General features: G+C 38.3%; 26 protein-coding genes. 19 read left to right on the plus strand and 7 right to left on the minus strand.

Annotated elements, in window-relative coordinates; translation table 11 throughout:
- Positions 1-137 precede the first annotated feature (137 nt).
- The 4 genes from LPA49_RS04085 (at position 138) to LPA49_RS04100 (ending at position 4,443) form a co-directional block, all read left to right on the plus strand.
- Positions 138-1,832 carry an NAD-dependent malic enzyme gene (locus tag LPA49_RS04085; protein ID WP_036968366.1) on the plus strand — a complete coding sequence of 565 codons (1,695 nt, stop codon included), beginning with the start codon at positions 138-140 and terminating at the stop codon, positions 1,830-1,832.
- 959 nt (positions 1,833-2,791) lie between these two features.
- The gene (locus LPA49_RS04090; protein WP_180311606.1) at positions 2,792-2,935 is read left to right on the plus strand and encodes a hypothetical protein; all 144 of its coding nucleotides are present in this window, start codon (positions 2,792-2,794) and stop codon (positions 2,933-2,935) included.
- A 149-nt stretch (positions 2,936-3,084) separates the two neighbouring features.
- Positions 3,085-3,579: a nuclear transport factor 2 family protein gene (locus LPA49_RS04095; RefSeq protein ID WP_180311605.1), complete on the plus strand. Its 495-nt coding sequence runs from the start codon at positions 3,085-3,087 to the stop codon at positions 3,577-3,579.
- A gap of 147 nt (positions 3,580-3,726) precedes the next feature.
- Positions 3,727-4,443 carry an SIMPL domain-containing protein gene (locus LPA49_RS04100; RefSeq protein WP_036968370.1) on the plus strand — a complete coding sequence of 239 codons (717 nt, stop codon included), beginning with the start codon at positions 3,727-3,729 and terminating at the stop codon, positions 4,441-4,443.
- A 4-nt stretch (positions 4,444-4,447) separates the two neighbouring features.
- On the opposite strand, the gene LPA49_RS04105 is transcribed toward LPA49_RS04100, so the two are convergent.
- Positions 4,448-5,797: a DUF2254 domain-containing protein gene (locus LPA49_RS04105; RefSeq protein ID WP_180311604.1), complete on the minus strand. Its 1,350-nt coding sequence runs from the start codon at positions 5,795-5,797 to the stop codon at positions 4,448-4,450.
- A gap of 131 nt (positions 5,798-5,928) precedes the next feature.
- Between LPA49_RS04105 and LPA49_RS04110 the strand changes: the two genes are divergently transcribed.
- The 4 genes from LPA49_RS04110 to LPA49_RS04125 all read left to right on the plus strand — a co-directional run bounded on the left by LPA49_RS04110 (position 5,929) and on the right by LPA49_RS04125 (position 8,216).
- Positions 5,929-6,303 (plus strand): MAPEG family protein, encoded by a 375-nt coding sequence (locus tag LPA49_RS04110; protein ID WP_036968374.1) that lies wholly within the window; start codon positions 5,929-5,931, stop codon positions 6,301-6,303.
- Between the two features lie 112 nt (positions 6,304-6,415).
- Positions 6,416-7,054 (plus strand): sulfotransferase, encoded by a 639-nt coding sequence (locus LPA49_RS04115; protein WP_180311603.1) that lies wholly within the window; start codon positions 6,416-6,418, stop codon positions 7,052-7,054.
- Positions 7,055-7,103: 49 nt separating this feature from the next.
- Positions 7,104-7,676, plus strand: coding sequence for a tRNA-(ms[2]io[6]A)-hydroxylase (locus LPA49_RS04120; RefSeq protein ID WP_074988208.1), 573 nt, complete (start codon positions 7,104-7,106; stop codon positions 7,674-7,676).
- A gap of 168 nt (positions 7,677-7,844) precedes the next feature.
- Positions 7,845-8,216: a hypothetical protein gene (locus tag LPA49_RS04125; RefSeq protein WP_036968379.1), complete on the plus strand. Its 372-nt coding sequence runs from the start codon at positions 7,845-7,847 to the stop codon at positions 8,214-8,216.
- On the opposite strand, the gene LPA49_RS04130 is transcribed toward LPA49_RS04125, so the two are convergent.
- The gene (locus LPA49_RS04130; protein ID WP_230235618.1) at positions 8,205-8,924 is read right to left on the minus strand and encodes a metallophosphoesterase; all 720 of its coding nucleotides are present in this window, start codon (positions 8,922-8,924) and stop codon (positions 8,205-8,207) included. The genes LPA49_RS04125 and LPA49_RS04130 overlap by 12 nt on opposite strands.
- Positions 8,925-9,169: 245 nt before the next feature.
- On the opposite strand from LPA49_RS04130, the gene LPA49_RS04135 reads away from it, so the two are divergent.
- The 4 genes from LPA49_RS04135 (at position 9,170) to LPA49_RS04150 (ending at position 12,100) form a co-directional block, all read left to right on the plus strand.
- Entirely contained in the window at positions 9,170-10,741 is a 1,572-nt protein-coding gene (locus LPA49_RS04135) for an ABC-F family ATP-binding cassette domain-containing protein (protein ID WP_180311602.1), read from the plus strand.
- Between the two features lie 64 nt (positions 10,742-10,805).
- Positions 10,806-10,967, plus strand: a complete 162-nt coding sequence (locus tag LPA49_RS04140; protein ID WP_180310834.1) for a hypothetical protein — start codon at positions 10,806-10,808, stop codon at positions 10,965-10,967.
- Complete coding sequence (locus tag LPA49_RS04145) at positions 10,964-11,119, plus strand: hypothetical protein (RefSeq protein WP_180311601.1); 156 nt, start codon at positions 10,964-10,966, stop codon at positions 11,117-11,119. Before LPA49_RS04140 ends, LPA49_RS04145 begins: the two co-directional genes overlap by 4 nt.
- A gap of 45 nt (positions 11,120-11,164) precedes the next feature.
- Complete coding sequence (locus LPA49_RS04150; RefSeq protein WP_180311600.1) at positions 11,165-12,100, plus strand: hypothetical protein; 936 nt, start codon at positions 11,165-11,167, stop codon at positions 12,098-12,100.
- Positions 12,101-12,111: 11 nt separating this feature from the next.
- On the opposite strand, the gene LPA49_RS04155 is transcribed toward LPA49_RS04150, so the two are convergent.
- Positions 12,112-12,288: a hypothetical protein gene (locus LPA49_RS04155; RefSeq protein ID WP_180311599.1), complete on the minus strand. Its 177-nt coding sequence runs from the start codon at positions 12,286-12,288 to the stop codon at positions 12,112-12,114.
- 534 nt (positions 12,289-12,822) lie between these two features.
- On the opposite strand from LPA49_RS04155, the gene LPA49_RS04160 reads away from it, so the two are divergent.
- The 5 genes from LPA49_RS04160 (at position 12,823) to LPA49_RS04180 (ending at position 18,371) form a co-directional block, all read left to right on the plus strand.
- Positions 12,823-13,203 carry a response regulator gene (locus LPA49_RS04160; protein WP_036968390.1) on the plus strand — a complete coding sequence of 127 codons (381 nt, stop codon included), beginning with the start codon at positions 12,823-12,825 and terminating at the stop codon, positions 13,201-13,203.
- A gap of 22 nt (positions 13,204-13,225) precedes the next feature.
- Positions 13,226-14,119: a MoxR family ATPase gene (locus LPA49_RS04165; RefSeq protein WP_036968391.1), complete on the plus strand. Its 894-nt coding sequence runs from the start codon at positions 13,226-13,228 to the stop codon at positions 14,117-14,119.
- A 150-nt stretch (positions 14,120-14,269) separates the two neighbouring features.
- Positions 14,270-15,082 carry a DUF58 domain-containing protein gene (locus LPA49_RS04170; protein WP_230235620.1) on the plus strand — a complete coding sequence of 271 codons (813 nt, stop codon included), beginning with the start codon at positions 14,270-14,272 and terminating at the stop codon, positions 15,080-15,082.
- Positions 15,083-15,084: 2 nt separating this feature from the next.
- Positions 15,085-17,040, plus strand: coding sequence for a transglutaminaseTgpA domain-containing protein (locus LPA49_RS04175; protein ID WP_230235622.1), 1,956 nt, complete (start codon positions 15,085-15,087; stop codon positions 17,038-17,040).
- An 8-nt stretch (positions 17,041-17,048) separates the two neighbouring features.
- Positions 17,049-18,371 (plus strand): Na+/H+ antiporter family protein, encoded by a 1,323-nt coding sequence (locus LPA49_RS04180; protein WP_036968396.1) that lies wholly within the window; start codon positions 17,049-17,051, stop codon positions 18,369-18,371.
- A 278-nt stretch (positions 18,372-18,649) separates the two neighbouring features.
- Here LPA49_RS04180 and LPA49_RS04185 read toward each other — a convergent pair whose 3' ends face one another.
- Genes LPA49_RS04185 through LPA49_RS04195 form a run of 3 tightly spaced genes read right to left on the minus strand, consistent with a single transcriptional unit; the run spans position 18,650 to position 20,761 of the window.
- On the minus strand, positions 18,650-19,087 hold the full coding sequence (locus LPA49_RS04185; protein ID WP_036968399.1) for an acyl-CoA thioesterase: 438 nt from the start codon (positions 19,085-19,087) through the stop codon (positions 18,650-18,652).
- 5 nt (positions 19,088-19,092) lie between these two features.
- A complete protein-coding gene (locus LPA49_RS04190) occupies positions 19,093-19,911 on the minus strand; it encodes a M23 family metallopeptidase (RefSeq protein ID WP_182396333.1) in 819 nt (272 codons plus the stop codon).
- Complete coding sequence (locus LPA49_RS04195) at positions 19,904-20,761, minus strand: 6-carboxytetrahydropterin synthase (protein WP_182396332.1); 858 nt, start codon at positions 20,759-20,761, stop codon at positions 19,904-19,906. Before LPA49_RS04195 ends, LPA49_RS04190 begins: the two co-directional genes overlap by 8 nt.
- A 207-nt stretch (positions 20,762-20,968) precedes the next feature.
- On the opposite strand from LPA49_RS04195, the gene fabA reads away from it, so the two are divergent.
- The gene (gene fabA, locus LPA49_RS04200; protein WP_036968405.1) at positions 20,969-21,484 is read left to right on the plus strand and encodes a bifunctional 3-hydroxydecanoyl-ACP dehydratase/trans-2-decenoyl-ACP isomerase; all 516 of its coding nucleotides are present in this window, start codon (positions 20,969-20,971) and stop codon (positions 21,482-21,484) included.
- Positions 21,485-21,550: 66 nt separating this feature from the next.
- Here the strand turns inward: fabA and rmf are convergent, their stop codons facing one another.
- Complete coding sequence (rmf, locus tag LPA49_RS04205) at positions 21,551-21,721, minus strand: ribosome modulation factor (protein WP_036968408.1); 171 nt, start codon at positions 21,719-21,721, stop codon at positions 21,551-21,553.
- Between the two features lie 360 nt (positions 21,722-22,081).
- Between rmf and LPA49_RS04210 the strand changes: the two genes are divergently transcribed.
- Complete coding sequence (locus LPA49_RS04210) at positions 22,082-22,714, plus strand: TetR/AcrR family transcriptional regulator (protein WP_230235624.1); 633 nt, start codon at positions 22,082-22,084, stop codon at positions 22,712-22,714.
- Positions 22,715-22,717 lie beyond the last annotated feature (3 nt).

A 22,717-nucleotide genomic window follows, 5' to 3' on the forward strand; every position in this document is an offset into this window, starting at 1 on the left:
GTATACTTAGCCTTATGCCTTTTAGAGCATAAAATTCATTTTCTTCAATGGTCTGACAAGGTGGATTGTCATTGCAATTTAACCTTCAACAGTAATAATGTCAGATCATAATTATGACGCCATCAAAGCTTGGAAATATGACTACAAATACCGATCCGAATTATCTTTATATTCCTTATTCAGGCCCAGGTCTGATCGAAACGCCACTATTAAATAAAGGCAGTGCATTTTCACAAAAAGAAAGGGAAAGTTTCAACCTAGCCGGTTTACTGCCACCGCGTTATGAAACAATTGAAGAGCAAGTTGAGCGTTGTTACCAACAATATTCAAGTTTTAGCGACAACTTAAACAAACATATTTACTTACGTGCTATTCAAGATAACAACGAAACACTTTACTACCGTTTAGTGCGTGACCATCTTGAAGAAATGATGCCGATTATTTATACCCCGACAGTGGGAGACGCTTGCGAAAAGTTCTCTGATATTTATCGCAGTGCACGTGGCTTATTCATTTCGTACGAAGATCGTTTCCAAATCGACGATATCTTGCGCAATGCGACGAAAGGCAAAGTAAAGGTTATCGTTGTAACTGATGGTGAGCGTATTCTAGGCCTTGGTGACCAAGGTATTGGGGGCATGGGTATTCCAATTGGTAAGCTGTCGCTTTACACCGCATGTGGTGGTATAAGCCCAGCATACACATTACCTGTTATGCTTGATGTGGGTACCAACAACGAAAAACTACTTAACGATCCTATGTACATGGGTGCTCGCCATAAACGTATTTCGCAAGAAGAATACGACGAGTTCCTTGAGCTATTCATTAAAGCAGTAAAACGTCGCTGGCCAAGTGTGCTACTTCAATTTGAAGATTTCGCACAACCGAATGCAATGCCACTGCTTAAACGTTACCGTGACGAAATTTGTAGTTTTAACGACGACATTCAAGGTACTGCAGCTGTTACAGTTGGTTCATTACTTGCGGCGTGTCGTGTTAAAGGTGCTAAGTTATCAGAACAAAAAGTTGTGTTTGTTGGCGCAGGTTCAGCAGGGTGCGGTATTGCAGAGCAAATCATCAGTACGATGGTTGCTGAAGGCATTTCTGACGAGCAAGCGCGTTCACAAATATACATGGTCGATCGCTTTGGTCTACTAACAGAAGGAATGGAAGGTCTTCGTGATTTCCAAGATGCTTTATCGCAATCAAAAGAAAACTTAAAAGACTGGACTTACAGTGGCGAATTTGCCTCGCTTCTTGATGTAATGCACTGCGCTCAACCAGATATCCTTATTGGTGTATCGGGTCAACCTGGCTTATTCACTGAGCAAGTTATTCGTGCAATGCATGCCTCGTGTGCGCAGCCAATTATTTTCCCACTTAGCAACCCGTCTAAGCAGGTAGAAGCACTGCCAGCAGATGTTATAGAATGGACCGACGGACAAGCCATTGTCGCCTCAGGAAGCCCATTTGAACCGGTTGAATACAACGGCCAGTTATTCCCAATCCCACAATGTAATAACAGTTACATTTTCCCTGGTATTGGTTTAGGTGTAATTGCTGCAAAAGCAACCCGTATCACAGATGCAATGCTTATTGTATCAAGTGAAACGTTAGCAGAGTCTTCACCACGTGCAAACACAGGTCAAGGTAGCTTATTGCCAGCACTAACTGAAATACAAGCATTGAGTAAACGTATTGCGTTTGCCGTTGCTAAAAAAGCGATGGAAGAAGGTGTGGCACTGGAACTAACAGACGACGCGCTGTGGGCTGCTATCGAAAAGAATTATTGGTTACCTGAATACCGCAATTACAAGCGACGTAGTATTTAAACTAAAGCATTTAAACTAAAGCATTTAAACTAAAGCATTTAAACTAAAGCATTTAAACTAAAGCATTTAAACTTAAGTATTTAAACTTAAAATATTAATAGAAACAAAGCCTTCGCGCTTTGGCTAAATGACAAAGGGGACCTAAAATAGTAGGTCCCCTTTTTTTGCATAAAAATACATGCACTCAACACTCACACCAGTAACACCAATACCAGTAACACAATTGTCGAGCTAAGATGAGTCGATACTAGATGAATTGCTATTAAGTAACGCAATTTCATTGGCTTTTATTTTCTGCTAAACAGCTTCGTTAAGAGAGTAATCAAGGATTCAAAGGGATAAAGTGCGCTCTTGTAGAACAATTCTTCCATTGTGAAATGTATAAGTTAGTAAGCCGTACCAACTAAACAATCGGCCTCACAAAACCTAATATTTTTATTAGAATGACCCATATTCTATTTACTATATTATTAGTTTTTTAAATTTATCGAGTAAAGATCTGACCTGTTTTGTTTATTACAAAAAGATTGATTGGAATTAATGTCTTTTCTTCAGGTATCGATGTAAGGTGGTTAATTATTGCTCGTTCTTATTAAAGTAACGTCGTTTGGGTAACCCCATGTTTAATTCGAACTTTCATCTTACTTATCTACAACATGCATCCGTAGCCAAATAACAACGTGTGCATGGTTTCTAGTTTGCTACATCACGATTAGGTGACATACATAGTTATTTTACGGGTAACAGTAATACATAAAGTATTTTTAAGTCTTTAATTTTATGGTCAATTTACTGAATTATAAATTAGCCAGACTGTAATTTATTTTTAAATGATACCTAACAAGAATCCTATCAAGTGGCTGCTGCCAACCCAAAACACTGGGCGCTTTTTTGCCGCAGAGCCATGCATTAAGCAACTAACCGATTTTTTAACTTACGAGAGTAAAATGAAGAAGGAAATGATCCAAACTGCAGTCATTGGACTGATAGCGATATTAGCATTCAGTGCAGGTGCAGTAGATAAACCAATTTCGGCTTCGGCGAAAGACAAAGATCTTAAGTGGGACCTTGTCTGGCATTTTTTCCAACAAAGTGCGACGTGAATATAAACTCTAAAGCTTGCACGAATTTAAAGCGCTGCGGCTAACAGAGTGCTCTGTTTCTCTCAGCTCCATTTTGGCCACATTTTTTGCCCATATTAAGGGCAAGAAATACATGAACATTCTGACAACAGCGTGTATAGGAGAAATATATGAGTACAGGGAAAATAGCGATTAGAGTTGTGTTGTTTGCAATTTCCATACTCCTTGCAGGGTGTGAATTAAATGCAAAAGATAGCGCAGAAACTGCTTTAGAGGAATCTAACTTAAAGAAGGCGCTGTATTGCATGGAAATCCTCGAAAATAGACCAGATCTTGAGCCTAAGCATCGAATAGATATTTTGCGTAATGAATGTTACAGCGAACATTTTATTGAGCATTCACCAAACATACCTGATGGCCGTGATGCGCTGTTGAGTTTATTTGAGAGCCGTTATAAAAAGTACCCTAAACTGTCAATGTCCATTAAGCGAACTGCTTCTGACGGTGATCTTGTTTGGCTTCACCTTCATGTAAAACATACACCTGAATCACTTGGCGGTGCAGCAATCCAAATATTTCGGATGGAAGAAGGTAAAATTGTTGAGCATTGGGGGGTTGGGCAGTCTGTTCCAAAGAAATCTAAAAACATTAATACAATGTTTTAATCCTGATGTGTAAATAAAAAGCGCATAAAATAATGTTGTTCAAAGCCGTGTTGTTTCGAGCGTTAAGCTTCTAGTTTAAGCTTGTTCATTGCTAATTAACCTTATAAGGTATTTAATAGTTCACGTTTATACAAAAGGAACAAGGTTATGAATAAATTTGTTTTTTCATCTATTGCCGCATTTATGAGTTTTAATGTTTTTGCCTTGGCAACGCCAGACGCTCCGCATATTTATATTCAAGGTAATGCGTCTATCACCACAATCCCCGACAACGTAAAACTAACGGTCGCAATTGTAGAAATTGATAAAGACTTAATCGCCGCTAAAAATAAAGCCGACAATACAATGGCAAAAGCTATAAAGCTTGCAAAGTCAAAAGGGGTAGAAGAAAAGGGCATTTATGCGTCTAATATTTCTATTCAACGCGAAACGGAATATAACCGTGAAACAGGCAAACAAAACTTCGTTGGATACCGTGTAACTCGTAATTTATCACTCACGCTCACTGATACAAAACAGTACCCTGTTTTACTTCAACAACTCGTAAACTCAGGTATTAATGAAATAAATCAAACACAGTTTGTATCGAGCCGGTATGAAGAGCTACAAAAGCAGGCACAAAAACTGGCAATTAAAGATGCCCGTGCCGCAGCAAAAGAGTTTGCCAATGATTATGGTGTTGAGTTAAAAGGCCTTTATACGGCTTCAAACAGCCCACTAGACACGGGAGTGCAACCCTACATGAGAGCTGAAAAAATGGTTATGGCTGATGCAGCACCGAGTAACTATGTACCCGATGCATACAATGGGGGTGAAATAACCATCACCGCAAGTAGCTATGCGGTTTATTATATCGAAAATTAAACAGTTAGTTGGTGGTAAACTTTGCCACCAACGCCTTTCCTTTGTGTTCTGAAATACGCGCAATAGCCTTGAGCATATTGGTTACTTGCTGACGGTCGTATTCATTCGTTATATGCTTATTAATGTCTTCAACAATGGCCTCTAAATAAACAAATAAGCTTTCTGTCGCTTTACTGCTATCAGCCGATCTAAACAAAATATTTTTAAATGCTTCAAGTACATTGACCATCACATAAGCGTCACTTTTTGCATAATTCCGAATGGGTGTGAAGTTATCATGCAGTAATTCATCAAACGATGTCTCGTGCAGGTATAAATAAGGTTGATTATTCGTTGAATGCTTTAGCGAATAATTCACATCGCTTATTTTAAGGCGTTCTATCAGTAAAATGCTTAACATATCAATGGCCTTAACCGCAGTGCCCGGATCATTAATACCTGGGCTCATTGCTTTTACGGCAATTTCAGAAATTTGCGTCATACCATAGCGATAATGGTCACTTATGTACTCTTCAATATAAAAAATAAAACAGTTGAGCAGGGCATCAACAAGTTCAGGCATGTCTGATAAATCTTTATCACACTTTAAGAATGGGTAGCCTTTAACAGTGAAAAAACCTTGTTTAACCGCAATATAAATCTTTATATCGTGCTCTTTACACAGCGCACATAATTTATCACTGTGAGCCCCTTTAAAATAACCTTCTGTTTCACTCTTAATGTTGTGCCATTCATCAAAATTAGGAAACTCATTAACATCGGTATCTTTTTGCATTGCGACAATGCAGGTGAGCTCATTTTTGGTATTTTTAAATAAATCGTTAAGTACATTATCAACTTGGATAGCCTTTGAGATTGAATGAATAAAGTAAACAAAAAACCCCAACGACACTAAGCCAAACAGCAAAGAAAAGAAAATACCCAAAGAGGGGATCCCCATTTCACCGTTTTCCATCGCGCGTATGTTTATCAACATAATGATGGTGTAAATGATACTGCCTAAGTAAAAACCCAAAACAAGTTGATGCGATTTACGAGTGATCAAACCGGGTAAAACTCGCGGTGACAGGCTCGCACTGGCACTATTAAGTACCACCATTACCATTGAAAAGCTAAACACGGTTAGCGAAATGATACTGCCGGCAAGGGTACTCAATATGGTTCGTGCGTTTTCTTCACTATCGACTAATAGCACAGCAAAAAATTGCTTAACTTCCATTGTGATAGCTGCGTATTCAATTGCAGTTGTGAGTAAAGCAAACAAAAGAAATAAAACGGATAGCATCGATGGGTAAAACCCAATACTGCTGATCATCTCGCGGTAATTGTCTGCAATTTTTCTTGGCGTAAACATGCATATCCTTTAAGAACAGTTAGACATTAATCATTATCGAGTCATAATAGTGTGCTAACTTAAATACCTATTTTATAGCCTAGCAACAAATAGTGCTAAGCGTCTAACTTTAAATAAGAATTGGAAATACAGTGATCGTTTCAACCTTTGCCGCCATATTGGCGATTTTATACATTCAGTTAAGTTTTCGTGTTATTAAAATTCGTAAAGCCAAGCAAATTTCACTTGGCGATGGCGGTGATGCATCTTTGCAAGCAGCAATTCGTGCGCATGGAAACTTTATAGAGTATGTGCCATTTACTTTGATCTTATTGTTCTTGGTTGAGTACCAAGGTCTATCAAGTCATTATTGTTATATTTTAGGAAGCATGTTGCTACTAGGTCGATTCTGTCACAGCTACGGGCTTGCTGATAACGTAATGAAATTACGTGCTTTTGGTATGATACTTACCTTTTTAACACTGGTTATCAGTGCTTTCATGTTATTAGTTACACAAGTTATGTAGGTAAAAGCGGGTGTCATTGCTAACGTTAGCAATGACACTAAAATGACTGGGTTAAAACGCTACTCATTAAGCAACCCCAGTTCTCATGCCAACATAATTAATACGAATTAAGATGAAGAATAAAATTTTTATAATAGGTCTGCCGCGCACAGGCACTACCAGTATTTGCCATAGCTTTTTACAATTAGGCTATAAAACGGCCCACACAGCGTATACACAAGCGGCAATTGAAAGTGCAGAGGTTATAGCTGACACTCCCGTCTTTAGTGAGTTTCCGTTACTTGATAAGCATTACCCAAACAGTATTTTTATTAATTTGCAGCGTGATTTATCAAAATGGATCCCCTCAATAAGACAACTGCTTGCGCGCATGCATACTAATTTAATGCGCGAAGATGGCGGCTTTAATAGTCATTTAAAACGCTGTTATTTAGAGGTGTTTGGCCACTACACACTGGCAGATATAGAATCAGATGAGTACCTTATTGCATGTTACAAGCGGCATCAACAGCAAGTGCAAAACTATTTTAGTGATAAAAAACAGCAACTATTAACACTTGATGTTGCAGACGAACATAGCCCTGACGCACTCAAAGCATTTTTACAAACCGAGCAACCAATTGTTTTTAAACAACTGAATATGGCCGGTAAAGTAACGGCTTGGAATGACATAAAACACCCCGACAAAATAGCCTCAACCCGCAATGGAAAAATAGATAAATCCCTTGGTTACAATCACAAGATTTTATAACCAAAATGCGTTAAAATCGCCGCCATTATAAGTTAAGTTGTTCCTTATCATGTTTGAATTAAAATATCACACTCCCTTTGAATGGACAGAAGGTGTCTTAGCGGACTTCAACACCTTTTTGCAAGACCATGCTGCCGCTGAAAAGAAAGCATCGGGTATGGCTATGTCAATGCTGTCGCATTACCCAGATCGTCGTAAACTTGTTAAAGCTATGACCGACTTAGCGCTTGAAGAAATGATTCATTTTAAGCAAGTTCTCAAGCTATTAATGGAACGCGATATTTCATTGGGTAACGATCAAAAAGACCCTTACATTAAGCAAATTCGTGGCTTATTCAGAAATGGCCGCGACGAGTTTTTAATGGATCGTCTACTCGTTGCGGGTGTTATTGAAGCAAGAGGGCATGAACGCTTTTCATTAGTTGCCGAAGCGCTACCTGCTGGCAAAGAAAAAGAGTTTTATGTGGCCATCGCAAAATCTGAAGAAAAGCATAAAAACTTATTTGTCGAACTTGCCTACGAGTATTTCGACAAGCATGAAGTAGATACACGACTAGAAGAAATTCTTATAGCTGAAGCCAAAATCTGTAAAAGCATTCCGTTTACAGCCGCACTTCACTAAATGGTATCACGCGCATAGGGCTCAGTGAGTCCTATGCACAAAATAGGTACTTACAAAACAGTAATTAAGCATTTTGAAAATACTTTTTCGAACTGTGATTGATTAAATAAACATCAAACATCTCGCTTTCCTCCTATAGTTAAAGTAATCAATAGTGAGGATAAAAGCATGAAATGGATGATGACTCTCACAACGCTATCGTTAATTGGTATCGTAATTACGGGTAACTCAATTTACTCTGAAGTGAAAATATTTCAAAGCAACGATAAGCCAACCGAAATAACCGCCAGTATGTATCGTTCTCTTATTTGGCACAGTGAAGTGTATAAAGACGATGAGTTTCTAACAATTTCAAATAGTTACTTTAGCGATGGCAAAATCGATACCCGTGAATATTCTAAACTAACCAGTTTAGCAAAGAAAAATACCGGTCCACTTATTTACCTGCAAGAATCTGATGAACAGCTTTGGCACGCAAGGTATAAGTACAAGCAGTATCTCGAAGAAAACATTCCCTCTGAACTTGCTTCAATCCATTGACTGGGCTTGTTTAAAGTCGCTTATTAAAGAGCTCAGCTCGACAAGTGTTGGCTCACCGCCTAAATAATTTGTATCGATGTGATAGGTGTTCCCAATCCAATAGGGCCGAGGGGTCGAGTTATGGCCATGAATAGAAAAGTCGACGCCTTGGTTGTGCAAAACCTTACCTTGTTTTGTAATAGCTCTATCCCAAAGTAAGCCGGTAACGGCTTGAGAATGATTGCGAGGGATATTTTGCCAATGCCAATTTTGTGGCACCGTGTGCGACAAACCAATCGTCATGCCTGCATATTCAATAAGGTAAGAAAGAGGGCAATTAAGGAGTTGCAGGCAAACATCCACACATTCAGCCTCGCTTAATTCGTAATGCCAACGCCCGCCATTTTCAACCCATAACGCGTGATAACCACTATCTTGGGCAAGAACTGATTCAAGCATCATATGTTCATGATTACCCAGAGTCATATAAACACCCAGCTCTTTAAACCTCTGTAATAGAGCAACGCTGTGTGCACCTCTATCAATAACATCGCCAAGCGCAAATAATACATCGTTCGCTGCATTAAAATTTACCGATGCTAACGCACGTTCAAACTTGGGTAGGTCGGCATCTAAATCACCAATAACAAAAACACGTTTTTTAGCATCAAGTGTCAGTTTTACTTGCACAGTATTATTGAGAATGGCTTGGCAATTAACTAAATTCAAAATGCATTCCTTTCACGTTCTATGAGTATTAGCCTAACATAACTCGTTGCCTTTTTGGCAAGGGCTGGATATTATCTAGTCTCATTATTTAGGAGCACGCGCCAACATGAACAACTAAACCTGTTATCCAATTTCATTTTTTCTTTGGACCAACAGGGTTAGTAGGCGTTGCTCACTATCACTTTACACGCGTAAATTATCTTTGCGTTACCAACGCTTTCTGCCCCTGTATTACAGGAGGCACTATGCCACAACTTCACGCTTTTAACCTTTGCTTTCAGCATGCCAATGGCAAACGTCTGTTTAACAATATAACACTGTCATTAACAGCAAAAACAACCGCACTTGTTGGTCGCAATGGCAGTGGTAAATCAATTTTAGCATCGTTACTTTGTAAAGAGCGCTCGCCAACGTCAGGAACAGTAAACAGCAGCGGCGTAATGGGTATATATAAACAAGTCGACGACATTAAACGGTTAAATACCCTCACAGTTGCTGAATCAATAGGGCTTGATCATTACTTCAACGCCCTATGGGCCATTAATGAAGGCCAATTCACAGAGCACGACTTAGCATTTGTGGATGGTTATTGGGATTTAGAACAACGCTTTAATTCTGTATTAAATAAATTAGGCCTTAAAAACATAACTGCCACTGCGCGTGCGAATACCTTAAGTGGCGGGCAACTCAGTCAATTAAAATTATGGGCTTTGTTTACCTTAAACCACGATATTTTGATTCTCGATGAGCCTTCAAATCACTTAGATAATCACGGTAAAGCATGGTTAAAAAATCAAATTGAATCATATCCAGGGCAAATACTACTGATCAGCCATGACCGAGAGTTACTAGAAATTGTTGATGAAATATGGGAACTATCTTCACTGGGGTTAGTTGTTTATGGTGGCAACTTTACAGATTACACCCGCCAAAAACAGCTACATGTTACAGCATTAGAAAACAAGCTTAATGCAGCGACAAAACAACAAAGTAAGCTTGAAGCTCAACAGCAAGTTAATAAACAAAAAGCAGAAAAACGCGCGAATAAAGGCACAAAGCTTCAAAAATCAGGCAGCCAGCCCAAAGTGCTTCAAGATGCTAAAAAAGACAGAGCCTCAGCAAATCAATCATCGCAAAGTAAAAACGCAGCAAAAAGAGAGGCGCAAATCACTAAAAATAAACAAGTGCTTATATCTCAACTTGAGCAAATAAAACCCCAACAGTTCTTTTTAAATCAAACAGAATTCAAACGCCAAAAAGCAGTAACACTCGAGAGCATTGTATTGCAGTATGGAACGAACACCCCCTTAAATTTATCGCTTTATAATGATGAAAAAATACATTTATCGGGCGCCAATGGCACCGGCAAATCAACACTTTTAAAAACGATGATGGCTATATTGCCAGTTAGAGCAGGGCAGATACATGTTAATCAACCACTCTATTATTTAGACCAACATTTTTCATTAATAAATAATGACTTAACCCTGCTTGATAACCTAATGTTCTATTGCCGCGAATTAACCCACAATACAGCCCGAACACTGCTTGCTAGTTTAAACTTCAGAAAAGACGACGTTTATAAACAAGCCGCACAGTTAAGTGGTGGCGAAAAAATGAAACTCGCAATGTGTATCGTAAGCCATATTGAAAAGCATGTTTTTTTGTTACTCGACGAGCCCGATAATCACCTAGACCTTGAATCAAAACAGCTTTTAGCCGATGCATTACACGCATTTAATGGCGGGTTTATCATAGTCAGCCATGACCAGTACTTTATAGAGGGAATTGGTTGTCATAAGAAAATTGCATTATAAAACAGATGGATAACCTTGCATTATAAACGCTGAAACCATAACGATAGCGGCTAAGGGGTAGGGCATGACAGTGGATGCAAACTCAATAAACTTGCTTTTCATTGTGATTGTGCAAATAGGTGGTGCGTTCGCCACCGTTGCCGCAGTGAAAACAGACATTACATGGATTAAGCGTGTAATTGAAAAACACGGTGAAGATATTACGAAACTACAGGATAAATTATGATAGCGACATTAGGTAAATATTTAGTCGTTAAATTGCTAACCGAAGCATTTATAAAACGAGTGTGTTTAGCTACAGCTAAGCATTTGGCAAGTAAGTCAGAAAACAAGCTTGATGATGAATTAGTAAGTGCACTGGAAGCTGCTTTGAAGTAATCTGTTAATAGTTGTTATAAAAATGAAAATCAAGATAAAAATCTTATGGACAGTAGTATTAAAAGTTTATGGAATAAATACCTAGATCTTTCTTTACCTATGAAAATTTTAATTGGTTCTTTTTTGGGGAGTATCGCAGGACCAGGTTTTATAGGTTTTTTCAGCGAGTATGCTACATACAGTTATGCAATAAATTATGGATTCAGACCACCTCTAGAAGGGGTTCCTTACCTCCAAACAGCAATAACAACTGCAAGCCTTTTTGGTGCTATTTGTGTATTGTTAATATTTATATTTGTAAAATATATAACAAAACTCCTGTACGTTATTTTTTACAATGTATCAATGATACCTGTAACTATATTTTATCAATTAATAGCTCATTTCTCAGATGAAACCAGTGATTTAAAAAGTTTTGCTCAGCGTGTATATGGAAGCATGAAAAACCGTACGTACAGTTCAAAAAACTTTTCAAAAAAGCTATTTTTATTTCACATAGTAACTTCGAACATACTTGTCGTTATAGCTAGTGTGATAATTTATTATACGTCGTTTGATGAAAGCAAGATTAGTAAAGAAGGTTATATATTCTTTTTAATATGTTACTTACTTATATTTATTTCAATGGAACTAACTGAACGTAATAAAAAGCACGTTTGGGTATTATTTGTATTGCTCTCTTCAATATTTTACATTTCAAGCCTTTGGGCTCTTTTTAACGCTGAAATATACGCTTCAATTCTAAGAAAAGCAGGTTATGGGGGAGGTGTAAGAATTGAGCTTCATCAAGTCAGTAATAATTTTAAAACCGAAAAAGAAGTATGTTACTTATTAATAAAAACAAAGGAAGTATTAATTTGTATGGATGAATACAACAACAGCATATATGAATTTCCAATCTCTGATATAGATAAAGTTTCATATCGAACAATTGAAAGAACATTGAAGACATATAAATTACCAGAATATAACCCGCATTAAGCGGGTTATATTTATGCTGTTTTTTTATCTCCATACTTCAAAACAATATCTTTTAGAGCAAGCTGATCACTCATTTTGATTAAGTCATTACCAATGATTTTCAGTGTTTCAATGTCTTCAACTAAGTCATGAGCTTGCAGGGCATCAACGCAGTTCGTTATAACGAACTCAGCGTTGTAAAAGCTCAATCTTGTTGATGAAATTAGAAGTTACCTGAAATTCACCGCGTGGTATCTAAAAATAACCATCTCTAAAAATTAATAAATAACCAGACCGTGCAAACCGTAACGCTAGTAAAGCAATGTGTATTTAAACAGACGAACAATGTAATGACAGATTGCCACTTAAATGAGAGTGAGTGTAAATCAGATCGTTTAAATTAAACGTGGTAAAAATGACAAATACAAATTGCTTTTAACTCACAATGTAAAAGAGCATCTTTGTACAAAAGCAGGTGAAAACACGTTAAATCTACAAGGCAACGAACTTAATTATATAAATATTTATGCTATTTAACATAATATAAATTATAGGAAGTAATGGTTTATATCTATCTGAGCGCTGTCTTCAGTGATGCTAAGTCCAATACTAGACGGTATCGGACATTAGGTGAGTGTTTTGCTATATAATCCATTTAATTATCGACTGTTTCTTGAGCTTAGGTATTGCATGGCATATATTAAAACTATCAAACTAAGATGTAACGATAAGATGTAAACAATATGGAATTTGTGAAACCGTTAGAACCCATTTTGATAATTGATGATATGCAAGATATCAGAGACTATCTCAATCAGATATTAACAGGCCTTGGCTTTGAAGATATTTTAGAAAGCCGAGATTTTGAATCAGCTAAAACAGTTATTGAAGAAAAATCGCCTAACGTCATCTTTCTCGATATAGAGCTCCCCAACACAGACGGCACAGAGATTTTAGAATACTTAAACGACAACTACCCACACACACATGTTGTTATGTGCTCTGGCCACAACAGTCTCGAAAATGTACAAAACACGTGGGAACTTGGCGCGAAAGGTTTTATTGCTAAACCATTTAACGCAAAAAAAGTCGATACTGTTATGAAACGTCTAGAATTGATGTAAAACATAACAAATTAAGAAGTTTATGAATTCGACTATTGAACGCGTTATAGATGACCTATCGACAGTAATATTTGGTAAACAACAACAAATTAAGTTGGCATTAGCCTGTTTATTCAGCCAAGGTCATTTGTTAATTGAAGACTTACCAGGTATGGGTAAAACCACTTTATCGCATGCACTTGCGGCGGTTTTAGGTTTATCGTATCAACGCATTCAATTTACCAGTGACTTACTTCCGTCAGATATATTAGGAACAAATATATTTGATGCCAAAGAACACACTTTTTCATTTCATCAAGGGCCTGTTTTTAGCCAAGTTGTCCTTGCAGATGAAATAAATCGCGCGGGTCCTAAAACACAAAGCGCTCTGTTAGAAGCAATGGAAGAAAAGCAAGTCACGGTCGACTCTGTTAAACACGCCCTGCCATCGCCTTTTTTTGTGATTGCTACACAAAACCCAGTAAATCAGTCTGGTACATATCCTTTACCTGAGTCACAGTTAGACCGCTTTTTTATGCGAATTAGTTTAGGGTTTCCTGATAAACAGGCTGAGAAAAATTTAATTTTGGGTTTAAATAATCGTAACTACGACGATTTACCCGTGCGTATAACAACTGAGCAACTCTCTATTATTCAAACAGAAATTACTCAGGTCACACTCAGCAATGCCGTTGTTGATTATATTTTAGAATTAGTTGCATTTACTCGCCAAGACAAGCACTTTGTTAATCCTTTATCGCCAAGAGCATCTATTGCGCTTTCTCGTGCAGCTAAAGCATGGGCCTACATTGAAGGACGTAATTTTGTTTTACCTGAAGACGTTCAAGCGGTGTTTGCAAGTGTGACCGATCATCGTCTTGGGTTGAATAAAGATGACAGTGCTTATGCACTAAAACATGTTCCTGTTAGCTTGTAAAAGATGCTTAAGCGCCCTACTTTTGCAACTCGTTTTACGCACTTTTTTATAAATAAGTTATTAAAAAATAAGCATAAAAAAAACGAGATTACACTACGTCATAATACAATTTACGTTTTGCCATCGCGCTTAGGAGCTAAATTTTTATTTGTGGCACTGTTAAATTTTGTGATGGGTATTAATTATCAAAACAACCTTATTTTAGCGATGGCGTACCTTATGGTTGTTTTATTAGTGTTCGCCATTTTAACGGGTTATAAAAATCTACGTGGTCTCCATGTAAAGTTTAATCATGTAACGCCTTGCTATGCACCCAATCAACCAAGCGCTCATTTTTCTATAAAAGCTAAGAGCGCGTGTCAAGGTGTTGCGTTTGGATATAAAAATACAAAATCACAGCTCATTGATGTCGGTAATAACGAAGTAGTAAATACGCATATTTCGTTAAACGCAGACAAACGTGGGCGTTATTGCTTCGAAAAAGTCCAAATTTATAGCTCTTTTCCTTTTGGGCTTGTGTCGGTATGGAGTTATATTGAGCCCAGTGATGCAATTTATATATACCCAGAGCCAATCGATGACCCTAGTTTAGTTTTTGACACATTGGAATTAGGCGATAGCGAAGAGCATGAAAGCAAACAAAAGCCAGGATCGGATGATTTTCACCAACTGTCTCCTTTTATCCCCGGTACAGCACTTAATAAAGTATCTTGGAAACACTACGCAAAAACTCAGCAGTTACTCAGCAAGGAGTTTACGAGTCATTCGTCTGCCAAAATGGCACTTAACTTTAATAACTTAAACGGCAATACTGAAACTAGGCTCAGTCAACTATGTTATTTAGTCAATAAGCTCACTGAACAGCACGTTACATTTTCTTTAACGTTGCCAAATAGTGAGGTTGCTTCGGGTTGCGGTTTAAAACATCAAAAATCGTGCCTTCAAGCGCTGGCGGAGTTTTAAATATGCTGAAGATGCATAATGCAGGCTTAATAAATTCGGCACTTTCATTCATATTCATCATTATGAGTGGATTTTTGTTTACTGAGGTCCCTGCTCTTTTTCTCGCCATTTTAATTTCTTTAAGCTGCCTTAATTTATTTATTGGAAAGTTCTATAAAAAACTCAATGGTAAGGTGGCTAATATTTTAGCTGCGGCTTGTCTAATCGCTTTATTTGTTGTTGTCGGTGTGTCTGACACAGTTAAGTTATTTGTTTCAATGATGCTACTTGCAAGTACATTTAAACTATTGCAAGCGCGAACAACCAAGCAATATCAAACCGTGTGTTTACTCGTGTTTTTTAACTTATCGACCCTGTATCTCTTTCATCAAGGTTTACTCGAAACATTGCTGGTAAGCAGCTTATATATCGTTAATTTTGCAGTCCTTGGCTATTTAGACAGCCCTAATAGCTTTAAAACGGCTAATAAACAGAGTGTTAAGACCATTTTTTTCGCTTTACCTATTGCTGCATTTCTAATTTTATTTTTACCAAGACTTCCTGCTTTTTGGCAATTACCGGGGCCAAAGCTTGCTAAAACAGGTTTGTCTGAACAGGTAAACCCGTTTTCTATTGCCAAATTGGCAGAATCAGACGAGCTAGTTTTTAGAGTTGAAGAGCCTAATAATACAGCTCTGCAGCCCCCCTATTATTGGCGAAGCCTTATTCATGATGAGTTTAATGGTAACGAATGGTTAATATCGGACATTTTAAAATCTCAACAGTTTAACCTTACTCGCAAGCCAGTTGCCCCTCAAAACTACGTTCAATATCAAGTTATTGCAGAGCCTTCATCGGCTAATTGGTTATATGGTTTGGGGTATGCAACAAGTGATAATACGGCTGTATTCTCCACCTATAATGGTTTGCTAAAACGCAAAGGCAATTTAAATAAGAACATAAAATACACCGTTAAAAGCGGCTCATTAAATAATGTTGTTCTGTCTGACTTTGAAAAAAGACTCTATACGCGACTTCCTGGCAACGTGAACCCTAAAACGCGCACACTGTCATTATCTCTCGCTGAAAAAAATACCAACGAAGAAGCCTATTTTAATGCTTTATTGCGCTATTTTAATGAACAAGCATTTAGCTACACACTCACACCAACAGCAATGACTGGCGAGAATACAATTGACCAGTTTGTATTTGATAATAAACGTGGCTTTTGTGGACATTACGCAAGTACAGCAGCCTTTATGTTCAGGGTTGCCAAAATTCCTGCGCGTGTAGTTTCTGGTTACTTAGGCGGCGAACAAAAGCAAGGTTCAACACTCAACGTCTATCAATACGATGCCCATGCCTGGGTAGAAGTACATTTTAATAATGCGTGGCATGTGTTTGATGCAACCGCGGTTGTTGCTCCAGAGCGGTTAAATGGCTCGTTATCACAATTAAGCGAATTAAATGAAAGCTTTAATGAAAATTTAGGATTTGGCCTAAAACGCTGGAGTCACTTTAAAGCAATAAATTGGCTTAGAAATCACCTTGAAGAATTAGATTATAAATGGACGAATTGGGTGCTGACTTTTGATCAGCAATCACAACAAAACTTTTTAAAATCATTATTTGGAAATAAAGCGAACTGGATAACACCACTTGTAGTTTTGGTTACGCTGGCCTTTGTTTTTCTAGGTTACTTTTTCTATTCAAAGCGCACGCCTCTCTCTAATGAGCCACTTATTAACGAAATAGAACAGCTTTACCGTTGGGCGAATAAACGGGGTATTAAAACCGATGTCACTCTTACTCCTTTGCAAAATATTGCAAATATAAAAAAACAAAAGCCCCATTTATCCAGCGTATTGGCTAAATTTGAACAGATAATCATCGAAGTGCGCTATCAACAGCTCGCATTTACTCAAAAACGTAAAACCACTGCTCGAGTTCTGTTAAACTCTCTCAAAACAGCAAAATAGAGAACAATATGAATGCAGTAATTGTTGGCGTTATATTAATGCTGGTACTGACACTTTGCCGTATTAATGTCATTGTCGCGATGACACTAAGTGCCATTGTTGCCGGTTTAACGGCTGGGCTTGGCTTGTCAGATACGCTTAATGCATTTAACGAAGGGTTATCGGGCGGCGCTGAAATAGCACTAAGTTACGCAATGCTAGGTGCATTTGCTGTGGCTATTTCTAAGTCAGGGTTAACACGCATTTTAGCAGCCAAATTGCTCAAGCAAGTGAGTGATAACAGCCACAAAGGCGAAACAACCCTAAGCTACTTAATTTTAAGCATCATATTATTGTGTGCGATTTCGTCGCAGAACTTAGTCCCGGTACATATCGCGTTTATTCCTATATTAATTCCCCCGTTACTTATTGTATTTAACACGCTGCGATTAGATAGACGTGCCATTGCCTGTATTTTAACTTTTGGTCTTGCAACCTCTTATATGGTTCTTCCGTATGGGTTTGGTGGAATCTATTTATATTCAATTTTACATAAAAACCTCACTGAAAACGGCTTAGAACTTGTGAATACACAAGTCCCTATCGCTATGATAATTCCTGCGCTTGGCATGTTAGTTGGCTTAATTATCGCGGTATTTGTTAGCTACAAAAAGCGACGTCATTATGAGGCTCACGCCCTAACAGAAAAACAGCAAGACGTTGTTATCGAACAACCAAAAAAGGTATTGGCTGTTGGCATTGCTGCCGTACTTTGCTCATTGCTGGCTCAAAATGTGAGTGGTTCTATGATTCTAGGTGGCCTTGTTGGAGTTATGATATTTAGTCTGTTTGGTATTGTTAAGTGGGAGCAGAACAGCGACGTTTTTAGTAAAGGTGTAGCCATGATGGCAATGATTGGCTTTATTATGATTTCGGCACAAGGCTTTGCTTCCGTTATGAAAGCAACTGGCGACGTTACCTCATTAGTAAGCTCTGCTGCTGGTATGATAGAAGGAAACAAACCGCTTGCCGCTGCACTCATTTTATTAGTTGGCCTATTGATCACCATGGGCATTGGTAGTTCTTTTTCTACGGTGCCAATTATTGCGACCCTTTTTGTACCACTGTGCTTAGAACTTAACTTTTCTGTTATGGCAACGGCTGCACTTGTTGGTACTGCTGGGGCATTAGGTGATGCGGGCTCCCCTGCTTCTGATTCTACCTTAGGACCAACGTCTGGATTGAACGCCGACGGCCAACATGATCATATTTGGGATTCAGTGGTACCCACATTTATTCACTTTAATATTCCGCTATTGATATCGGGTTGGATAGCAGCAATGGTACTTTAAATTAAAACACTGTACTGCAACTTCAAAAGTTATTCAGCCAGTTAAAAAGACGTTAGCCCTGCATATGTGGGGCTTTTTATTACCTTGTTACGGCCAATTTTAAACACTTTTTTGCTTTGCTCTTAAATTACACCTTCTGCTATCCCCTGTTTAATTTAAGGTAAATGATTCATAAGTGCTGAGTAATACATATTACAATATATAGTATGATGTGTTCTTAGTGATTGATTAAATAAGTACCCGCAGGTACTTATTTATTTTAGCTATCTTTGAGTGTGTTAGCTGTCGAAACCGTAGATCATTTTATCGCACACAACCGGTGTTGGTCTGTGGTTATCATCAACCGCTACAAACGTAAAACTACCCGAGATAGCAAGATGCTTATCGTCTTTATGCATCCTCTCTAAAAATATCTCTACGTCTACTTTTAGGCTGGTATTACCAACATAGACTACTTTAGAGATAAGTTCTGCAAACGTACCGGCAGGAATCGCTTCTTTAAAGTCAACACGGTCAGACGAAATCGTTACTAAAGGTTTACGACAAAAACGAGTTGCAGCAATAAAAGCAACTTCATCCATCCACGCTAACGCATCACCACCAAATAAGGTGTTGTGGTGGTTAGTACGGCCAGGAAATACTGTTTTTGTTACCGACGTTGTTGAGTCAGCAATACGCTGGGCAATAATAGCGTCACGATCGATTTGTTGTGTCATAGTCTCTACTTTTCATTAGCTAATGTGTCTTGCATCATTAGCGCAGGGTCAAGGCGTTCATTTTTCCAATTAAAACGCCAGTCTAAATGGGGTCCTGTTACTCGGCCCGTTGCACCTATCTCAGCGATTTTATCGCCTCGGGTAATGGTATCCCCTACTTTTACATCTAATTTGCTTAAATGAATATAAGTCGAAGTCACACCATGGCCATGATCAAGAATCAGCGTGCCACCAGAGTAATATAAATCAGGCTCAGCAAAAACAACGGTACCACTGACAGGCGCATACACAGGGCTGCCAGTTTTATTTGCGATGTCTAAGCCAAAGTGTGGTCTACGTGGCTCACCGTTAAAGTAACGCTGGCTGCCATACACACCCGAAATACGGCCTTGTGCTGGCTTATAAACCGGATCTAAAAAATAACGGAGGTCAGAATTAACTTCTCGCGCTTTTCGTACAGCAACCGCTTCACGAGAAATTCGCTCTGATACCTCTTTAGGCGGCGAAACATACTTTTTTGCCACGCCTGTAATTTTGTCAATCTTGTATTCGCGCTTTGTAATAACAATGGCTTGCTCATGCGCGACACCGTCATTATCAACCCACGTTAATGTGTGCTCTGTGTCTGCGTCACGGCCAAAACCAAATACAAATTCACCTTGAGGCGACAATTTTAAGTTTTCACCGTTAAAACTCACACTTTTAACGTTTTCAAGTTGGCCTGTGACTAAACCACCTTGAGTTAAATGTCCTTTTAGTTCAACCGCATTTACATGTATAGACAACAAACTTGCCAACGCGGTTAGCAGTAATCCTTTACGCATAGCTAATTGATCCTTTGCCGACCCCTTCGTACGCGGTGATTTTCACCTCAGACTCTGGGTATTCGTTTTTAACTTGCGTACTAAGATAGTCAGCTATGCATTCAACCGTGGTATCGCACGGTAAAATGTCGCAACGCGATTTAGCAATAGCCATTTCAAAGTAGCCTTGCTGCGATGTATACGCAAAGCACACATCGTTATCTTCCGCTGTAACATGTTTTAACTCTGCTTTGCTGACTTCGTCTTCAGCTGTCGCTAAATAAATATCTTCCCATTTATCGGCCCACTCTTTTTGCAAACGCGGCATAGCCATGCCATCAAGGCTAATACCAATTTGCGAACGGTGACCATGAATAATGCGCTGACAATTGCCATCATGCTTTTTAAGACCATGGCTGTAGTGGTAGTAAAAACTTTGGCTGCGCTCAGGGTATAAATTAATTTCAATTTTTTCGATGTTGCTAGGCAATTGCGGCATTATCGTTTTAATTAAAAACGCGGTTACTGAGTGCTCATCAATCACGTCGGCATCAATTAAACAAAAGGCTTGGTTTGGTGCGCTCATCGCTAAGTGATGGTTGTCACCAAAATGACAATCTAATACGCTGTGCTCATCGTGTTGAGTAAGTGAACCGTTTAGTTTCGCAGGCACGGCAAGTTTGTGATCAATACATTCATCAATAATGCCTTTGATTTGTTTTTTAACTAAACCAAAATCAAGCACCATAGACTCATCATTAAGTTGGCCATGCAGGGTTAAATCAACAATCCAGCTCTCGCCAACTGCGCCGCGTTTATTACACAAGTAAGAAAAATCAATCACTGTCAGTGAGTTTACAAAAAGGATCATAAATTTCCTTTAGACTGGTTAAAGAATCACAGCAATTATAATGATTTTTAATACACAATGCGCGGTTTTATCTCCCTTTAACAGCAACAGTTTAATTAAATGGTCATAAAACAAACGAAAAATAGCAAAAAATTAACTGCTCCGAGTTGTTTAGCGTACAAGTGTACGCTAAAGTACGGGGCAATTTCTAAGCGATGAAAAAGAGTTATGGAACCTAAAAACAGCTATACAAAAGAAGAATTGGTCCTTTGTGGTCAAGGTGAAATGTTTGGCGAAGGCAATTGTCGTCTTCCAAGCGATAACATGTTAATGATGGATCGTATCGTTTCTATCACTGCCGATGGTGGTGAACACGGTAAAGGTCAAATCGTTGCTGAACTTGATATCAACCCTGATCTTTGGTTTTTCGACTGCCACTTTAAAGGTGATCCAGTAATGCCGGGTTGTCTTGGTTTAGATGCAATGTGGCAATTAGTTGGCTTTTTCCTTGGCTGGTCAGGTGGCCCTGGTCTTGGTCGTGCACTGGGTGTAGGTGAAGTTAAATTTACTGGTCAAATCTTACCAACGGCTAAAAAAGTAACTTACCGTTTAGATATGAAGCGTGTTATCAAGCGTAAATTGTTCATGGGTATGGCTGACGGTACTGTAGAAGTAGACGGTCGTGTAATCTATGAAGCAAAAGATCTTAAAGTAGGTCTTTTCCAAGATACAACTGCATTCTAATAACCCCATAATGCAGAAACAAAAAAGCCCCTTTTGGGGCTTTTTTGCGTAAATAAGATGCCTATTTTAAGTTTTGAACATGTTTCGGTTTTCTATTGCTTCTCGCCATCCACCTAACCATTCTGATTTAGGGTCAATTTGTTGATAAGGGCATTGTTCTTTGGAACGGCCTGCCAAGCCTGCTTTATAACCTTGAGAATGAGCTCTTTCTAAACGATCTCTTTTCTGTCTCTTCATAGGTAATATCCTCACCTTTTATATTTATAGATATGTAGCGAAATTGACATCTACATTTAATGAATAGTTAATAAAACTGTTAAATTCAAATGACAAAAGCAATTAAATAAATTGACAATGAGTAACGTGCTGATGATCAACTGAATTAACATTTAAAACCTTTAAGTGGTCATACCTCTATATTTCAAACCACCTATAAATACAGTAAAAACGAGCTATAAATTGCATAGCCATTATTTGTGACACAGGCTATTTCAGTAAAGTTCCCCATTAATTTGTAATTATGACATTTTTATTATGATTACAATTTAGACAACAAATTGCTTGCATGTTAAAAACCGATCGGTCTAATATTGAGCTATGGAAACAAAAATAATACAGCCAAGCCGTCGTGGCAGGCCCCCAAAAATTGAGCGCTCAAATGCAGATACCCGCGCATTGCTAATTAATACAGGGTTAGCTGTATTAACTGAAAAAGGCTTTAGCGCCACAGGTATCGATTTAATTTTAAAGTCGGCGCAAGTGCCTAAAGGCTCTTTTTATCATTACTTTAAAAGTAAAAATGATTTTGGTTTAGCCTTAATTGATGCTTACGACAGTTACTTTCAAGCAAAGCTTAAACGCCATCTCACTAATAGCGCCATTAGTCCACTTGAACGCGTTGTTTTATTTGCTAACGATGCCAAACAAGGCATGGCAAAATATGCGTTTAAACGAGGGTGCCTTATTGGCAATCTTAACCAAGAGCTCAGCCACCTTGATGACGCAATGATAGCCAGCATTAAACAAGCGTATGCGCATTGGCAGCAATTAGTTGAGCAGTGTTTAATTGAAGCGAAAGAACAAAAACAAATCGCAAAATCAACAGACTGCAAAATGCTTGCTGAATTTTTTTGGATTGGCTGGGAAGGTGCCGTTATGCGCTCAAAGCTTGATAAATCAAGCGAACCCCTTACCCTTTATACAGCACAATTTTTACGTTTAATCTTATAAAGC

Source organism: Pseudoalteromonas sp. MB41 (assembly GCF_020966275.1).
Lineage (GTDB): Bacteria > Pseudomonadota > Gammaproteobacteria > Enterobacterales > Alteromonadaceae > Pseudoalteromonas > Pseudoalteromonas lipolytica.

Coding starts and splice junctions, on each gene's coding strand:
- LPA49_RS04085 (WP_036968366.1), top strand. CDS start 138: ATGACTACAAATACCGATCCGAATTATCTTTATATTCCTTATTCAGGC.
- LPA49_RS04090 (WP_180311606.1), top strand. CDS start 2,792: ATGATCCAAACTGCAGTCATTGGACTGATAGCGATATTAGCATTCAGT.
- LPA49_RS04095 (WP_180311605.1), top strand. CDS start 3,085: ATGAGTACAGGGAAAATAGCGATTAGAGTTGTGTTGTTTGCAATTTCC.
- LPA49_RS04100 (WP_036968370.1), top strand. CDS start 3,727: ATGAATAAATTTGTTTTTTCATCTATTGCCGCATTTATGAGTTTTAAT.
- LPA49_RS04105 (WP_180311604.1), bottom strand. CDS start 5,797: ATGTTTACGCCAAGAAAAATTGCAGACAATTACCGCGAGATGATCAGC.
- LPA49_RS04115 (WP_180311603.1), top strand. CDS start 6,416: ATGAAGAATAAAATTTTTATAATAGGTCTGCCGCGCACAGGCACTACC.
- LPA49_RS04120 (WP_074988208.1), top strand. CDS start 7,104: ATGTTTGAATTAAAATATCACACTCCCTTTGAATGGACAGAAGGTGTC.
- LPA49_RS04125 (WP_036968379.1), top strand. CDS start 7,845: ATGAAATGGATGATGACTCTCACAACGCTATCGTTAATTGGTATCGTA.
- LPA49_RS04135 (WP_180311602.1), top strand. CDS start 9,170: ATGCCACAACTTCACGCTTTTAACCTTTGCTTTCAGCATGCCAATGGC.
- LPA49_RS04140 (WP_180310834.1), top strand. CDS start 10,806: ATGACAGTGGATGCAAACTCAATAAACTTGCTTTTCATTGTGATTGTG.
- LPA49_RS04145 (WP_180311601.1), top strand. CDS start 10,964: ATGATAGCGACATTAGGTAAATATTTAGTCGTTAAATTGCTAACCGAA.
- LPA49_RS04150 (WP_180311600.1), top strand. CDS start 11,165: ATGGACAGTAGTATTAAAAGTTTATGGAATAAATACCTAGATCTTTCT.
- LPA49_RS04160 (WP_036968390.1), top strand. CDS start 12,823: ATGGAATTTGTGAAACCGTTAGAACCCATTTTGATAATTGATGATATG.
- LPA49_RS04165 (WP_036968391.1), top strand. CDS start 13,226: ATGAATTCGACTATTGAACGCGTTATAGATGACCTATCGACAGTAATA.
- LPA49_RS04175 (WP_230235622.1), top strand. CDS start 15,085: ATGCTGAAGATGCATAATGCAGGCTTAATAAATTCGGCACTTTCATTC.
- LPA49_RS04180 (WP_036968396.1), top strand. CDS start 17,049: ATGAATGCAGTAATTGTTGGCGTTATATTAATGCTGGTACTGACACTT.
- LPA49_RS04185 (WP_036968399.1), bottom strand. CDS start 19,087: ATGACACAACAAATCGATCGTGACGCTATTATTGCCCAGCGTATTGCT.
- LPA49_RS04190 (WP_182396333.1), bottom strand. CDS start 19,911: ATGCGTAAAGGATTACTGCTAACCGCGTTGGCAAGTTTGTTGTCTATA.
- LPA49_RS04195 (WP_182396332.1), bottom strand. CDS start 20,761: ATGATCCTTTTTGTAAACTCACTGACAGTGATTGATTTTTCTTACTTG.
- fabA (WP_036968405.1), top strand. CDS start 20,969: ATGGAACCTAAAAACAGCTATACAAAAGAAGAATTGGTCCTTTGTGGT.
- rmf (WP_036968408.1), bottom strand. CDS start 21,721: ATGAAGAGACAGAAAAGAGATCGTTTAGAAAGAGCTCATTCTCAAGGT.
- LPA49_RS04210 (WP_230235624.1), top strand. CDS start 22,082: ATGGAAACAAAAATAATACAGCCAAGCCGTCGTGGCAGGCCCCCAAAA.